Origin of the sequence: Paucisalibacillus globulus (assembly GCF_900184735.1) — a bacterium.
Lineage (GTDB): Bacteria > Bacillota > Bacilli > Bacillales > Amphibacillaceae > Ornithinibacillus > Ornithinibacillus globulus_B.
The window spans coordinates 191,293-204,951 of the sequence record NZ_LT855390.1 but is presented as its reverse complement, the minus strand read 5'-3'; the positions used below and the strand labels follow the sequence as shown (position 1 = coordinate 204,951).

At 36.9% G+C, this 13,659-nt stretch carries 15 protein-coding genes and 2 pseudogenes; 7 read left to right on the top strand and 10 right to left on the bottom strand.

Annotated elements, in window-relative coordinates:
* Positions 1 to 31 precede the first annotated feature (31 nt).
* On the top strand, positions 32 to 847 hold the full coding sequence (locus BN999_RS10355; protein WP_096271344.1) for an alpha/beta fold hydrolase: 816 nt from the start codon (positions 32 to 34) through the stop codon (positions 845 to 847).
* 172 nt (positions 848 to 1,019) lie between these two features.
* Here the strand turns inward: BN999_RS10355 and BN999_RS10350 are convergent.
* Positions 1,020 to 1,331: pseudogene (locus tag BN999_RS10350) on the bottom strand (GNAT family N-acetyltransferase); the annotation flags it as partial.
* Position 1,332: 1 nt separating this feature from the next.
* Here BN999_RS10350 and BN999_RS10345 point away from each other — a divergent pair.
* Positions 1,333 to 1,848, top strand: a pseudogene (locus tag BN999_RS10345) (IS110 family transposase); the annotation flags it as partial.
* Between the two features lie 278 nt (positions 1,849 to 2,126).
* On the opposite strand, the gene BN999_RS10340 reads toward BN999_RS10345, so the two are convergent.
* The 4 genes from BN999_RS10340 to BN999_RS10325 form a co-directional block, all read right to left on the bottom strand.
* On the bottom strand, positions 2,127 to 2,669 hold the full coding sequence (locus tag BN999_RS10340) for a hypothetical protein (protein WP_306419002.1): 543 nt from the start codon (positions 2,667 to 2,669) through the stop codon (positions 2,127 to 2,129).
* A 167-nt stretch (positions 2,670 to 2,836) separates the two neighbouring features.
* Positions 2,837 to 3,175 (bottom strand): zinc ribbon domain-containing protein YjdM, encoded by a 339-nt coding sequence (locus BN999_RS10335; RefSeq protein WP_096271294.1) that lies wholly within the window; start codon positions 3,173 to 3,175, stop codon positions 2,837 to 2,839.
* A 153-nt stretch (positions 3,176 to 3,328) separates the two neighbouring features.
* Entirely contained in the window at positions 3,329 to 4,510 is a 1,182-nt protein-coding gene (locus BN999_RS10330; RefSeq protein ID WP_096271293.1) for a DUF4317 domain-containing protein, read from the bottom strand.
* A gap of 264 nt (positions 4,511 to 4,774) precedes the next feature.
* Positions 4,775 to 5,068, bottom strand: coding sequence for a transposase (locus tag BN999_RS10325; protein ID WP_096271292.1), 294 nt, complete (start codon positions 5,066 to 5,068; stop codon positions 4,775 to 4,777).
* A 125-nt stretch (positions 5,069 to 5,193) separates the two neighbouring features.
* Here BN999_RS10325 and BN999_RS21015 point away from each other — a divergent pair, with 125 nt between their 5' ends.
* Entirely contained in the window at positions 5,194 to 5,325 is a 132-nt protein-coding gene (locus BN999_RS21015; RefSeq protein WP_255247444.1) for a hypothetical protein, read from the top strand.
* Between the two features lie 28 nt (positions 5,326 to 5,353).
* Positions 5,354 to 5,908, top strand: a complete 555-nt coding sequence (locus tag BN999_RS10320; RefSeq protein ID WP_096271291.1) for an NADPH-dependent FMN reductase — start codon at positions 5,354 to 5,356, stop codon at positions 5,906 to 5,908.
* 358 nt (positions 5,909 to 6,266) lie between these two features.
* Here the strand turns inward: BN999_RS10320 and BN999_RS10315 are convergent, their stop codons facing one another.
* Positions 6,267 to 6,755 carry a CBO0543 family protein gene (locus tag BN999_RS10315; protein WP_096271290.1) on the bottom strand — a complete coding sequence of 163 codons (489 nt, stop codon included), beginning with the start codon at positions 6,753 to 6,755 and terminating at the stop codon, positions 6,267 to 6,269.
* Between the two features lie 127 nt (positions 6,756 to 6,882).
* Here BN999_RS10315 and BN999_RS10310 point away from each other — a divergent pair, with 127 nt between their 5' ends.
* Positions 6,883 to 7,311, top strand: coding sequence for a DUF4181 domain-containing protein (locus BN999_RS10310; RefSeq protein WP_096271289.1), 429 nt, complete (start codon positions 6,883 to 6,885; stop codon positions 7,309 to 7,311).
* A gap of 133 nt (positions 7,312 to 7,444) precedes the next feature.
* A complete protein-coding gene (locus BN999_RS10305; RefSeq protein ID WP_255247443.1) occupies positions 7,445 to 8,038 on the top strand; it encodes a DUF3298 and DUF4163 domain-containing protein in 594 nt (197 codons plus the stop codon).
* A 57-nt stretch (positions 8,039 to 8,095) separates the two neighbouring features.
* Here the strand turns inward: BN999_RS10305 and BN999_RS10300 are convergent, their stop codons facing one another.
* Positions 8,096 to 8,854: a FixH family protein gene (locus BN999_RS10300; RefSeq protein WP_096271287.1), complete on the bottom strand. Its 759-nt coding sequence runs from the start codon at positions 8,852 to 8,854 to the stop codon at positions 8,096 to 8,098.
* Between the two features lie 216 nt (positions 8,855 to 9,070).
* Between BN999_RS10300 and BN999_RS10295 the strand changes: the two genes are divergently transcribed.
* Positions 9,071 to 9,307 carry a heavy-metal-associated domain-containing protein gene (locus tag BN999_RS10295; RefSeq protein WP_096271286.1) on the top strand — a complete coding sequence of 79 codons (237 nt, stop codon included), beginning with the start codon at positions 9,071 to 9,073 and terminating at the stop codon, positions 9,305 to 9,307.
* A 112-nt stretch (positions 9,308 to 9,419) separates the two neighbouring features.
* On the opposite strand, the gene glnA is transcribed toward BN999_RS10295, so the two are convergent.
* From glnA to BN999_RS10280, 3 genes are all read right to left on the bottom strand, one after another.
* Positions 9,420 to 10,748 (bottom strand): type I glutamate--ammonia ligase, encoded by a 1,329-nt coding sequence (gene glnA, locus BN999_RS10290; protein ID WP_096271285.1) that lies wholly within the window; start codon positions 10,746 to 10,748, stop codon positions 9,420 to 9,422.
* 51 nt (positions 10,749 to 10,799) lie between these two features.
* Positions 10,800 to 12,650, bottom strand: coding sequence for an asparagine synthase (glutamine-hydrolyzing) (gene asnB / locus BN999_RS10285; RefSeq protein ID WP_096271284.1), 1,851 nt, complete (start codon positions 12,648 to 12,650; stop codon positions 10,800 to 10,802).
* Positions 12,651 to 12,839: 189 nt separating this feature from the next.
* Positions 12,840 to 13,625 (bottom strand): helix-turn-helix domain-containing protein, encoded by a 786-nt coding sequence (locus BN999_RS10280; protein ID WP_096271283.1) that lies wholly within the window; start codon positions 13,623 to 13,625, stop codon positions 12,840 to 12,842.
* Between the last annotated feature and the right edge of the window lie 34 nt (positions 13,626 to 13,659).

The window sequence follows — 13,659 nt, the reverse complement described above, 5'->3', positions numbered from 1 at the left end:
GCTCACCCAATTTTGCAGTAATGAATATCCTATGGATAAAACTCTTATAAAAGGAGAAATGTTCATGGGATATTTTGTTACAGTCGATACAGGTGTGAAATTATACGTAGAAGACATTAACCCTGGTGGAAAAAAGACCATTCTGTTTTTACATGGATGGCCGTTAAATCATAATCAGTTCGAGTATCAGTATAATGTGCTTCCAGCGATGGGATATCGCTGTATCGGAGTGGACTGGAGAGGATTCGGTAAGTCTGATAAACCCTTTAGTGGCTATACATTTGACAGACTAGCAGATGATATCCGGGTATTAATCGGTTCTCTGCAATTAAATAATGTGACACTTGTGGGCCACTCTACCGGTGGAGCTATTGCTATTCGATACATGTCTCGTCATAACGGGATTGGGGTTTCTAAACTTGTACTTGTGGATGCCGCTGCTCCAACTGGATTTACTACCGAAACGGCTAGTAAGTTTCTCAATGGTACATTAAATGACCGCCCTAACATGATGCAGGACGTAACAGATGGCTTTTTCTTTCAGTATATAACCAAGCCATTCTCAGACTGGTTTATGCAAATGGGATTAGAAGCAGCAAGTTGGTCAACAGCTGCTATTATTAAAACATTACGAGATGAGACGTTGCATGAGGGCCTTCCGAAAATAAATGTGCCTACGTTAATCATTCATGGTACGCATGATCAAGTAATACCTTTCTCCCAAGCCCAAGAAATGAATCAAAAGATAAGCAATTCACAGCTTATCCCGTTTTACTATAGTGGGCATGGAGGTTTTTGGGAAGAACGGGATAAGTTTAATCAGTTATTGGCGCAATTTGTTATGTAGAACGATGATATATGAGTATACCCGGCGATCGATGGATCGTCTTTTTTTTAGGTGCTACTATCAGCCTTAGAATGGAATGTTAATATGAAGGTGACCTATACTTAGCTTACAGAGCAATAATTTAAGTATTAAATATTTCTTATGCAACTAACGCAACCGTTAATAGAGTAATTTATGATTTCCATTCCTCTTGTAAAAGTGCATAATAATACTCATCCCACCATTCATTTCCTTGTGGTATACACTTTTTAAAATAACCTTCTCTTCTCATACCAAGTTTCTCCATAACTCTCCATGATGGAATATTCTCAGGTTGACAAGTTGCTATTACCCTGTGGAGGTTCAATGTCTCAAAACCATACTTTAATACGGAATGTGCCGCCTCGGAAGCATAGCCATTATTGTGATAATTTGGATTGAATACCCAGCCTATCTCATAGGTGTGTTCACCAAAATACTTATGGAATACCATATGACCAATCAATTCCATCGAAATGTATATCAAGATGTTGCTTGAGTACCAAAAGCACCTATCTAAACTTGAGGATCAAATAGATGCTTTGGCACAAGAAATTGAGGAATGTCAGATTATCCAATCCATCCCTGGTATCGGTGAAAAGATCGCGGCAACGATTATTTCAGAAATTGGGGAGATAGATTTATTTGATAACCCTAAAAAACTAGTTGCATTTGCGGGCATGGATCCAAGAGTCTATGAATCTGGTCGATTCAAAGGAACCGTGAATCGAATCACTAAAAGAGGATCTAGCCGATTAAGACACGCGTTATTTATGGCAGTTCGCTCCGCCATCCGTGATTCTCGGAAACAAAAAACTACGGATGAAATCATTCCCCGTAACAGGAAGTTACGAGCCTATTATGATAAAAAGCGAGATGAAGGAAAACCTTATAAAGTAGCCATAATTGCATGTGCAAACAAGTTATTACATTGGATTTACGCATTATTGAAAAGTAATACTACCTTCCAAGATATTGCTTAAATTTCGCCCTTGACACCACACCCGTAAACCATTGTCGTGTTTGTCAAGAGCGATGGCGGTAAGATTTCCACCATCAAAAGTGTGGGTATTTTATTTTTATGGGCTTTTCATAGAACTTTTTACACTACCCCAATATTATGCCCCTTTTTGGTGCCTGTCACTCCCCGATATTTGTCTAAATTTGTCATTTATTAATGGTTACCCAATATAAAAAGCCGTTTAGTTTGGAGCTCATAACTAAACGACTTTTATAAGTAATATTAGATTCAGTTAGAAGATTATGCTTGAACAGATTTACTCGCTTGATACGCATGCAACTTCTTCATTGCAAATCTAGCAATTGGTTGTGCAAGCAATAATTCCACCCAGAAGGCGATAAAAAAGTTTCGTGGCCAATGATGAAAGAACGTACGAATTGGCTCCATACTGATTTCTCTCATACCAATCCATGGACCGATAATCGTAAGTAAAATCGATAAAATGGTTACACTGAACAATATTGTAAATAAAACTCTAGCGTTAAATCCATCGGTTGGTTGCACAAACTTCGGAACTAATTTACTTACAATAGGATTTGCTACAAGTGTTACAAGTAGTACGACACAAATCCAAACAAACGGGAGAATTTGCAAGGTTTGAAGATAGATCTCTTTCCTAAATCCGAACTCAAAACCCATGATAAGAGGCGCGATTGTATTCACCGAAATAATTGAAATAATCGCCAAAAACAATACAAATTCCTTTCCATTATGAGGTACTCTAGTTTCCCCATGCATAGCTGTCATCTCCATATCTAATATTTCAGATGGCAGACGTATCATGCGACATATATTTTTGATCACCTTAATGACCAATATCTCTACACACTGATTTTTGCATTATATCACATTCTTACACCAATGTGTCAGGTTTTTTTGTTACTAAAATCTACTAAAAAAGCACTCCTAAATGCTGCCATTTAGGAGTGCTATATTCATTTGTTAAAGGCTTATATTTTCTTTACAAATTCTGATTTAAGTTTCATCGGACCAAAACCATCAATCTTACAATCAATATCATGGTCTCCATCAACTAAGCGAATATTTTTCACCTTTGTTCCCTGTTTTAAGACAGATGAACTTCCTTTAACTTTCAGGTCCTTTATTACAGTAATCGTGTCCCCGTCGCTTAAGACATTTCCGTTTGCATCTTTAATTACGTTACTGTCCTCGTCAGTTTCTGTTTCCTGATTGGCCAACCACTCATGGCCACATTCAGGGCAAACTAACATGGTCCCATCTTCATAAGTATATTCCGAATTACATTTTGGGCAATTAGGTAGATTCATTGCACTCTCTCCTCTATGTATATTAGAACTATATAGTATCTCTCTATATACTACCCATTTTTTTAAGAAAGTGAAATTATTACAATTAGGATCCAGTAACCCCCCGAGGTTATTCGACAAAATTCGGGGAGTGACAGGCACCTACACCTAAATTTATTCTTCTGCTTTTTGGAAGAGTGCTTCTGGTACCATTTCGAAGCCTTCGATCATGGTGTTTTCTTCCAGTTCGATCATGAGGTAGATTTTTCCGTTTAGGTGTACTTGGCGTACATGGCGTAATTCTGGTGGGCTGATGGATAGGTCTGCTACTTTTGTTTTTACTTTTATCGATTTAGACGAGTATTTCGGCAGGATATTGCTAGCCTTTAACTCATAATTCCCATCGTCAATTACCGTCTTAAACGCCTCTTCTACTTTTTCTGTATCCACATCTTTTACCCCACTAGTTCGTAACACTTTTTCTACATCTTTATAATCTAATTTCGGAACTTCTTCCTCTTCATTTTCTTCAATGACGCGATGAATCTCATCGTACACATTGGATAGGGTCGATGTATTAATTTTATCTCCAGCCACTTTTTTCACTATTTCTTCAAAGACAATCTTGTCATCTTCAGCTGTCATCGTTTCTTCCGCATTCAAAACTTCTTCGATGAAATGATAGCTCAACTCATACTTCTTTCCAGCGGAATATAATACGTGATTGACATCTGCCGCATTATCCGAAAAGCATGGGAACAGAAATCCTGATAATGGGGCTTTTAAATTTATAATTGGGTCAACCACAATATTGTATTTAAACTGCTTCTCTACATAGTCAAAAAGCAACTCTTTTTTTGGATCTTGGGTGCTATTCATGCTACACAATATAAATGGATTCGAGAATACTGTATCTCTCTCACTTGTTTCTGATTCCTCATTACGGCGCTTAGCAGGCTTCATATATTCACCACGAATAAAGGTAACCACAATATCCATCTCATATTGCTTATCATTCAACATTTTCTCTACCAAACGTAGCATATGGCTCTTCCATTCATCTGTATCTCTACTCAATAACCCTTGATGAAGAATCAACTGGCTACTATCCTCCACATCCCGTTGGAACTTTAACTCAAATAACTTCTCATCCAACTGACCGGATAGAACTTTTTTAAAGTTATCCATAAATAGCTCTTTCTGTTCTTCCTCAAGCATCTCAAAGGGAAAACTTTGATGATGATAGATATCACTTGATTCCTTCATGATGTATACGTAGAAAATTTCATGTATTTTCAATAAATCATTGCTTACTTTGAACTGTCGTTTAAAATTAGCTATATCTTTTTTATTCAATGTTATTACACTCCTAAGCAGATTATCGTCATAATATCCACACACATTCTATCATTTTAACATGAATTGATTTCTTACATAATCAATATGACTATGTCTGAAAATAAGATGTAATAATAAAAATTTCCACACGAGACAAATAACTGCTATAGAAGGGCAACCTAAAGAGAGGATAATCTAGGCTCAGAAAAGTAAGAAGTATTAGAAGCAGATTAATGCGAGGTTGGATTGACTAAAGAATATAATTACACATGGTCTAAATTATCAGCTCTTTAGATTTCCCACTAATGAAACAAGCAATAAGTAGAGGATATAGACTCCTAAATAAGAACCCGTAATTAAGAAAAATGGATTTAGAAAAATCGCATGGATATTCGTCATTAATACGGTGTTGTCTTTAATAATCTGATATATGGACAAGGTAGCTATATTTCCAAACACTAAAGCTGAAATTATTGCAATTAGATTAAACACAGCGTGAATACCGTCCCATTTCTTTTGTACAACATACATAAGCAAAGGAAAAATAATACTCCCTAACACTAATAAAACTTTCATCTAATCACCTCCCCTGTCTGTCATAGGATTAGTATGCGCATCTCCATACAACACTTACTCATTAAATGAATAGTACTCTTTTATTTTGAAACAATAGTAAAAAAGTTATAGGAGGAAAAAAATATATGACTAACAATAAGAAAGCTATTCCAAAACAAAGACAGAACCAACAAAACCAAAAAGGAAAACAATTAGCTAAAAAAGATGGATTCCGATATGATTATAATGATTCTTCCGATTTTGAAGAGGAGAAATAAATAAATTGTAATAGGGGGAATATGAATATTGAAACTGGTTGGAGTATCTGGAACACTAGCTGGAAATAAGACATCGCAAGCGATTCATGATGTCTTGGCAGCTGCTAATCGAATCGATTCAAGTATTCGTACTGAGTTAATTGATTTAAGAGAATATGAAGTTGAATTTTGTCGTGGAGAACCATTAACCTATTATAACGATGACACATGGAATGTTGTAAAAAAAATACTGGACGCCGACTTTGTTGTATTCGGTACCCCCATTTATCAAGCATCTATCTCAGGCGTATTAAAAAACCTACTAGACTTCTTCCCAGAATACGCGCTCAAAAATAAGGTAACCGGAATCATAGCAACTGGTGCATCAGAAAAGCATTTTCTCGTACCCGAAAATCACTTAAAACCAATCCTCTCCTATTTACGAGGTTTGGTCCCATCAACAAATGTATTCGTACATAATGATGATTTTGACGAGGAAAGTGATGAGATCATGAATAACGGAGTTTCCAAGCGTATCCATCATCTTGCAGAAGAAATGATCTTCTTACAGCGCAGCATTAATGAGCGGGTAAAAGATAGTTAAAATAAAGAGGCTGGGACAAAAGATATTTAGTTGATTAAAATCCGAACGAACATGAAAAGCGCATAGACCCGCTCCGGAAATATACTACGCTTTCCGCGGGCGGCTGGTGAGCCTCCTCAGAGCTAAAGCTCTTCCGGGGTCTCACCGATGCCTATCCTCCCGCAGGAGTCTCCGTATATTTCCGGAGCTGATGTGGCGTTACGTTCAGGTTCTCAACTTATACTTTTAGTTATGTCCCAGCCTCTTCCTTATTTTTAAAAATTCTTAGAAACAATATTATTATGTAATAAATATTTTTTGTTAGACTATACATAAACATTTCAGAAAAGTCTGTTTCCTCACTTAAAGACTCCTTGATTTATTTTTGTCGGCTTACTTGCTCTTTAAAGAACCATTTAAAGTATACATGGGATAAGTAATTCGTAAACGTCATCGATAGGAGACTCCAGTACCATGTCCACTTTTTATATTTAATTAGTTTCGTATACTTAAGTAGAACTACTTCCAATCCGGTAATAATTGCTGAATGAAATAAATAATAGAGCAGCTTAATCGGATAGTTCCGCTTATCTGGGTAATACAAGTTAAATAACACACATAACGATGGATAAACAAAGTATTCAAACGTAAAACTTGATTTTATTGTTTTCTTGAAAAAAAGCCGATAAGGATAGGAAATTAATTTCTTTTCGACTACAAGTAATCCAAAAAGCCATGTAACGGCTTGTTTAAACAAAAAAGATACTTGAGCTTCTCGAATTCTATTTTTTGGGACGAACTTGAACAGTAACAATATCATTATGACCCATGCTGAAAGTTCAATCGTTTTTTCTAACCTATTGCGCATTTCATTCACCTCTATAGCTATAGGTTGGCTAGTGGACTTGATTTTTATGTGTTTTGTTATCTCAAGAAAAGTTGAACATTAGGTAAGAGGTAAAGTTTTGGATTTAATTACAAGGGGATGAGCATATATGTATGGTTTTGGACCAAACTTTTGGCTGGAACTCTTTCTAATTCTGGCCATATTCGGACTACTATTATTTTTGTTTAATACTATTATGAGAAAATTGCTAAGGGTAAAGAGAAAGAAATTCTTTTCATATCATCATATCAATCACCAACATAAAATAATCGATTGGACCATTAGAATTACATTTATTTTCCTCTTATTTATCGGTTTTTCCTTTAATATCACCAGAGATTTATCAGAGAGATTATGGTTTTTGGAAGTACACTCATTGATCTTTTTATTCCTTATCGTTTCCGAAATTGCTCGGGCTTATATGGAATGGAGATATGTTGAAAATAGGAATGCTTATCTATTCACCCTTAGCCAATTAGCATTTATCATTTTCCTATTGCTTTTACTACTTACCACTGATTTTTTTGGTTTTGGATGACTTCATGAAACTAATATAACTTTTACAACAACACACCATCTAGGTTGAATCAAACTAGTCACATACCCATTCCTAAAGAATAAGATACATTAAAAAAGGAATGAGTATATTGCCCACTTTTCCAGTCCAGATTATGACGTTTAGAGTTAGTGGTGGTTCTAAGAAAAATATATATTACCCTCAAGCAGTACAGATGCGAGATCAATCAATGGAACGATTTATTAATCAATCCATCATTCAAGAGGCACAAGCACTAATTAATATGCAGATTGAAAACATGCCATCAACCGTCGTAGAAATGCTTGGTACGTATGAGCTTAAAAATAACCAACGAGATGTCCTAAGTATCTCCCTCACTAATTACACCTATCATGATAAAGCAGCCCATGGTATGACCTATATCAAATCGTTAACGTTTGATCTACAAACTCAGAAGAAATGTGAACTTAAAGATTTATTTAAACCAAACAGCAACTACGTGGAAAGGTTATCCGCCATCGTAAAGGAACAAATCGCCCAGCGAGATATTCAACTTATTGAAGATTTTACCGAAATTAGCCCTAATCAGGACTTCTATATCGCGGATAAAACCATCGTACTCTATTTCCAATTATATGAAATCACACCATATGTGTATGGTTTTCCTATGTTTCCGATTTCTGTTTATGATATACAAGATATTATTAATGAAGAAGGCCCATTGGGTAGGATGGCAGAGAATAATTAATTTAATAATACAAAAAGGGGAAGAATCTACTGGTAAAAGATTCTCCCCTTATTTCACTTATTTATTGACTTCTATCTGTTTTTCAGTGTGTTCATGGAGACCTTCATTATTTTGCACATGAATCACAACAGTGTACACACCCTCTTGTTCAAAGGAATATGAACTAGAATATTCACCGGATACGGATTCTTTTGTATCCACCCAGTCAGGCGTTTCGGAATCCTCTTGATAAATTTCATAACGAACTCTAGCTTCCTCAAGCGGTTCATTGTCCATCTCTAAGTGCACAGTCAGGTTTATTTCTTCATTCACTTGTACATCTTCTGGTTGAACAAAGTGCATACCAAATCCTTCTGTATGGCTAGAGTGTTCATGGCCTTCCTCATGCTGATGTTCCTCCCCAGCAGCTATACCCTCTCCAACCGTAATAGATTCTTTTGGCATGGTGTGTAAATCTCTAGCCGTTGTATGAGCATATATTTCATATACACCATCCGTAGCAAAGGAAACTTCCGCAGTATAGGTACCATCCTCATTATTAATAGCTTCTATTGTCGTACTATCGTCTTCATTTTCTTGTAACCAATATTCAAAAGAAACTTCATCGGCATCGTTTACAATTTCATCACCATATGTAACCGTAGCCTTCAATTCAACTGTTTCACCGACACTTGCTTTCTCTGGAACTTCAAATTCAACTGCCAATGTCTTTAGTTCCTCTGTATCCTGTGAGGTATCTTTCTCTGAATCGTCATTACATGCAGATAACATCATTATTAAGATTACTAACACGAACATCCAAGTCCATCTTTTCATAATTGTTAACCTCCTACACTAATACTCAGTTTGCTCTTTCTAAACTACCAGTATTAGGAAAACTAATCAATGAATACCTTGTGAAACATTACGCTTTAAAGAATAAAATTCACAAAATTGTTCTAAATGACTCCAATACATTTTTTCTAAAATTTAATGATGAATCTAATCATATAATGTACAGACAAATAAATTATTACAAGGTGGTGTTAATTGATGTCTGAGATTGTTTTTTTAGAAATCAAAGGGATGCATTGTAAAGACTGCCCTAAAAAAGTGGAACGATCCATTTCGAAATTAGAAGGGGTTAGTAAAGTAACTGTATCTTATGAGGATGAGAATGGGTATGTAACATTTAATAGTGACTTATTAAGTATGAACCAAATCATCTCGAGGATTAAAAAGATGGGATTTGAAGCAAATGTTATTAAAGAAGAAACAATAGAGAATTAAATCTTTTCTACTACATAAGAGGCACCTACAAATCAAAGTTTGCAGGTGCTTCTAGTACTTTACAAATATCACTTAAACTGTCTAGCAAAAATCCTATTTAGTATCGTAACCCTCACTTATACTTCTCCCTTTCCCAAGGATGCACTTGAGTACGATACTCTTCCCATTCCATTCGTTTAGCAATTATAAAATGGTTACTGATGTGTTCGCCCAGTACACTAGTGATAACTTCATTTCCTTCAAGAGCACTAATGGCTTCCTCGAGATCCTTTGGGAGACTTGTAATTCCGATACGTTCCTTTTCCGCCTCAGTCATTTGATAGATATTTTGATTAACAGGGTCACATAATTCAAGTCGATTTTTAATACCATCCAATCCTGCGGCAAGCATGACTCCTAGGGCAAGATAAGGATTTGCAGATGGATCAGGATTTCTTAACTCAATTCGGGTGCTCATTCCTCTGCTTGCTGGAACACGGACTAGCGGACTTCGATTTTTCTCTGACCATGCAATATAGCTAGGTGCCTCATAACCGGGTACTAAGCGCTTATATGAGTTAATTATCGGGTTAGTGATTGCCGCAAAACTGTAAGCATGCTTTAGAATACCTGCCAGATATTGTTTCGCTGTCTCACTTAGCCCACGTTCATCCTTTTCGTCATAAAAAGCATTGTCCTTTCCACGGAAGAGTGACTGGTGGCAGTGCATTCCAGAACCATTTACACCAAACAGTGGCTTTGGCATAAATGTTGCATATAGCCCATGTTTTTTTGCTATATTTTTCACCACAAGCTTAAAAGTCTGAATTTGGTCCGCCGCTTCCACTGCATCTGCATACTTAAAGTCAATTTCATGCTGTCCCGGAGCCACTTCATGGTGGGAGGCCTCAATTTCAAATCCCATTTCTTCTAAAGTTAGAACGATTTCTCTTCTACAGTTTTCACCAAGATCTACCGGTGATAAGTCAAAATAACCTCCATTGTCGTTCAGTTCCATCGTTGGATTTCCACTAGGGTCTGTTTTAAACAAGAAGAACTCCGGCTCAGGTCCAACATTCATCGCTGTAAATCCTAATTTCTTTGCTTCTCCTAATATCTTCTTTAATATTCCCCGAGGGTCACCAGGAAATGCAGTTCCATCTGGTAAATGCACATCACAGATTAATCTCGCAATCTTGCTTTGATTTACTTCCCATGGAAAGATGAGCCATGTAGTTAAATCTGGGTATAAATACATGTCAGATTCTTCAATACGGACAAATCCTTCTATTGATGACCCATCAAACATGATTTGATTATCCAGCGCTTTTTCTAGCTGACGTACTGGTATTTCTACATTTTTTATCATGCCAAATAAATCAGTGAATTGAAGTCGAATATAACGGACATTTTCCTCCTTTGCGATTTTTAATATTTCTTCCTTCGTGAATAATTTCCCCATATTTCTTCCTCCTGTATTTTTATTATTTTTGTATTGTTCGAGTCACCGTTCTTAGTCCACGATGTCGACATTGTATAAATCTAGCCACATATTTATTTGTGATAGATGGGCAATTAACTGTGGCCCTGTCATGAGTTGCCCAAACCAAGGAACTTTAAAAGAAGAACCATTCGAGTCAATAATTTCTCTTATTTGTTGTTTGGAGACCAATTCTAGAATTGGAGAGCTTTTATTTTCGATAATACTAGTAAGCATTTGTTTTACTAGCTTCATATACGCTGGATTGTGGGTTTTTGGGTATGGGTTTTTCTTTCGATACAAAATTGAATGAGGTAATATTCCTTCCAGTGCCTTCCTTAAGATTCCTTTTTCCATTCCTCCGAAGTATTTCATCTCCCATGGAATATTCCACATATACTCCACCAATCGGTGATCAGCAAATGGAACTCGGACTTCTAAACTAGCACGCATACTCATTCGGTCCTTACGTTCGAGTAGGGTGGCCATAAACCAATTCATATTTAAATAGAACAACTCTCTGCGTCTTGCTTCTATAGGGTTTTCTCCTTCTAACTTCGGTACTTCTAGTAATGTTTCCTTATATCGATTTTGAACGTATTCTTCTAGAGTTAGTTTCTTCTGCAAATGGGGTAAAAGTAGCCCGTGTCGTTCGCCTTCTGATTTCATCCATGGAAAATGGTCGTCTTGTAATAATTCCTTACGATAAAACCATGGATAACCACCAAAAATTTCATCCGCACATTCTCCTGACAATGCAACCGTGAAGTCTTGCTTTATTTCCTCCGAGAACCAAAGAAGAGAAGAATCAATGTCAGCCATTCCAGGTAGGTCTCTTGCTTTTACTGCATCTTCTAACCTGCTTGCTAACATTTCTTGTGACATAATTTTTGAATGGTGAACAGAACCAATATGTTGGGTCATCTTTTCAATCCATGGTCGGTCTTCATCTTTCTGAAATAAACTAGATTGAAAGAATTCACTATTTTGTTCATAATCAATCGAATACGTGTGAAGTGCGCCCTTCCCTTGCTGCTTAAAATGATTTGCAGCAATCGCACTGATAGCACTTGAGTCTAGCCCACCAGATAAGAATGTACTAACTGGAACATCTGCTACTAGCTGCCTAACAATAGCATCCTCAACTAGAAATCTTACTTGCTCTACCGTATCTTCCAATGATTGGGTGTGTTCGCGGCTTTCTACATTCCAATATCGGTTGATTCGGATACCATTACGATTATAGAGAAGAAGGTGTGCTGGCCTTAGTTCGTTTATTCCTTTATAAACGCCATGTCCTGGTGTTCGAGACGGCCCTAAACCAAATACTTCTTGTAGGCCTTCCCGGTCTATTTCTGCTTTAACATCTGGATGGGCTAAGATTGCCTTAAGTTCTGATCCAAATAAGAGCGTACTATTAATATGTTTATAAAATAATGGCTTAACTCCTAGACGGTCTCTTGCCATAAAAAGTCTTTCTTGGTGATGGTCCCAAATGGCAAAAGCATATATGCCGTTTAACCTCTCCACACAATCTTCCTGCCATTCGATATAAGCGTTGAGGAGTACTTCTGTATCAGAATGGGACCTAAATGAATATCCCCGATTTGCTAATTCTTTACGAAGTTCCTCGGTATTATAAAGTTCACCATTATAGACGATAGTGAACGAATGCCCTTGTTTGGATTGTCTTGTCATTGGTTGTGCACCACCGCTAGGGTCAACCACAATTAGCCTAGTATGCCCTAATGCCGCGTGACCTTCAGTGAAAACATTAGTAGCATCCGGACCACGATTCTCTAGTGTTTCTGCCATTGATTTGATGATTGATTCCTGCTTCTTTAAATCTTGTTTCCAATCTATCCATCCTGTAATTCCACACATGTATCATCACTCTTTTCCTTGATATTTGTTACTTCTTTGTGGATGTAGTTAAATAGTAGCATCGTAGTCGGTAAAAATATTTAGACTGTTTGATATAAAATTTGCATTATTTTGCATCTCTTTTTTTACAAATTAAAAAACACCTTTAACCAATCTTGGTAAGGTGCTCATAAATATATCGATATGAAATTAGCGTATTTCAGATGGACTTTTACCAGTATATTGTTTAAATTGACGGCTAAAAAAATGAAGGTCGCTATAGCCTAATGCCTCTGCTACCTCGGTTACGGTCATTCCGGTGTAACGTAGTAAATGCTCCGCTCTTTTTATCCGTACCTGAATAATATAAGACCGGACAGATTCACCAATGATTTCCTTGAATTTACGGGAGAAATAACGAGGGGAGAAGTTAGCACGTGTAGCAAGACTCTCTACTGTATGATGATAACCAGGATGTTGTTGTATGTGGTTTGCAACTTCTTTAATTGCGGATAGGAGGGACTGCTGCATGTTCGGAAGATTTCTTTCACCCTGCTGATCTTCACGCAACAACTGAATCATTAATTGCTTAAGGATTAGTTTTGCTTCTATTTCTGCTCCGAAAGTTTCTATTAAGAACAGCCGAACATATCTAGTAAGGAGAGATTCAAACATAATGGTGTCTTGGATAACACGGTACTCTATTGGTTTAATAGCTGGTTCGTTCCTAAAATTAAAGTGAATGTAGGTCATTTGGAGAGGATTATGTGGATTATGTGTTGCCGTTACCCAGTCACCAGGATGGAAGAAAAAACAACTCCCCCGCGATATGATGTATTCCTCCCCATTTACAACTAACATCCCCTCCCCTTTCCAAACATACACCAAATCATAATTAGGAAGAGGGACCTTCCGTTTCCATTGCCAACTAGGCTCACAAGTAATCGTAGCAAAAACAGGCTCCAAAATAAAACACTCCGGATTTAGCTCTAGCATCACCACTCCCCCCCCTATAAGGTGCCTGTCACTA

What these genes read in the sequence shown, in the direction of transcription:
- BN999_RS10355 (WP_096271344.1), top strand. Translation starts at nt 32, where the DNA reads ATGGATAAAACTCTTATAAAAGGAGAAATGTTCATGGGATATTTTGTT.
- BN999_RS10340 (WP_306419002.1), bottom strand. Translation starts at nt 2,669, where the DNA reads ATGATACGTCTGCCATCTGAAATATTAGATATGGAGATGACAGCTATG.
- BN999_RS10335 (WP_096271294.1), bottom strand. Translation starts at nt 3,175, where the DNA reads ATGAATCTACCTAATTGCCCAAAATGTAATTCGGAATATACTTATGAA.
- BN999_RS10325 (WP_096271292.1), bottom strand. Translation starts at nt 5,068, where the DNA reads ATGAAAGTTTTATTAGTGTTAGGGAGTATTATTTTTCCTTTGCTTATG.
- BN999_RS21015 (WP_255247444.1), top strand. Translation starts at nt 5,194, where the DNA reads ATGACTAACAATAAGAAAGCTATTCCAAAACAAAGACAGAACCAACAA.
- BN999_RS10315 (WP_096271290.1), bottom strand. Translation starts at nt 6,755, where the DNA reads ATGCGCAATAGGTTAGAAAAAACGATTGAACTTTCAGCATGGGTCATA.
- BN999_RS10310 (WP_096271289.1), top strand. Translation starts at nt 6,883, where the DNA reads ATGTATGGTTTTGGACCAAACTTTTGGCTGGAACTCTTTCTAATTCTG.
- BN999_RS10305 (WP_255247443.1), top strand. Translation starts at nt 7,445, where the DNA reads ATGACGTTTAGAGTTAGTGGTGGTTCTAAGAAAAATATATATTACCCT.
- BN999_RS10300 (WP_096271287.1), bottom strand. Translation starts at nt 8,854, where the DNA reads ATGAAAAGATGGACTTGGATGTTCGTGTTAGTAATCTTAATAATGATG.
- BN999_RS10295 (WP_096271286.1), top strand. Translation starts at nt 9,071, where the DNA reads ATGTCTGAGATTGTTTTTTTAGAAATCAAAGGGATGCATTGTAAAGAC.
- glnA (WP_096271285.1), bottom strand. Translation starts at nt 10,748, where the DNA reads ATGGGGAAATTATTCACGAAGGAAGAAATATTAAAAATCGCAAAGGAG.
- asnB (WP_096271284.1), bottom strand. Translation starts at nt 12,650, where the DNA reads ATGTGTGGAATTACAGGATGGATAGATTGGAAACAAGATTTAAAGAAG.
- BN999_RS10280 (WP_096271283.1), bottom strand. Translation starts at nt 13,625, where the DNA reads ATGCTAGAGCTAAATCCGGAGTGTTTTATTTTGGAGCCTGTTTTTGCT.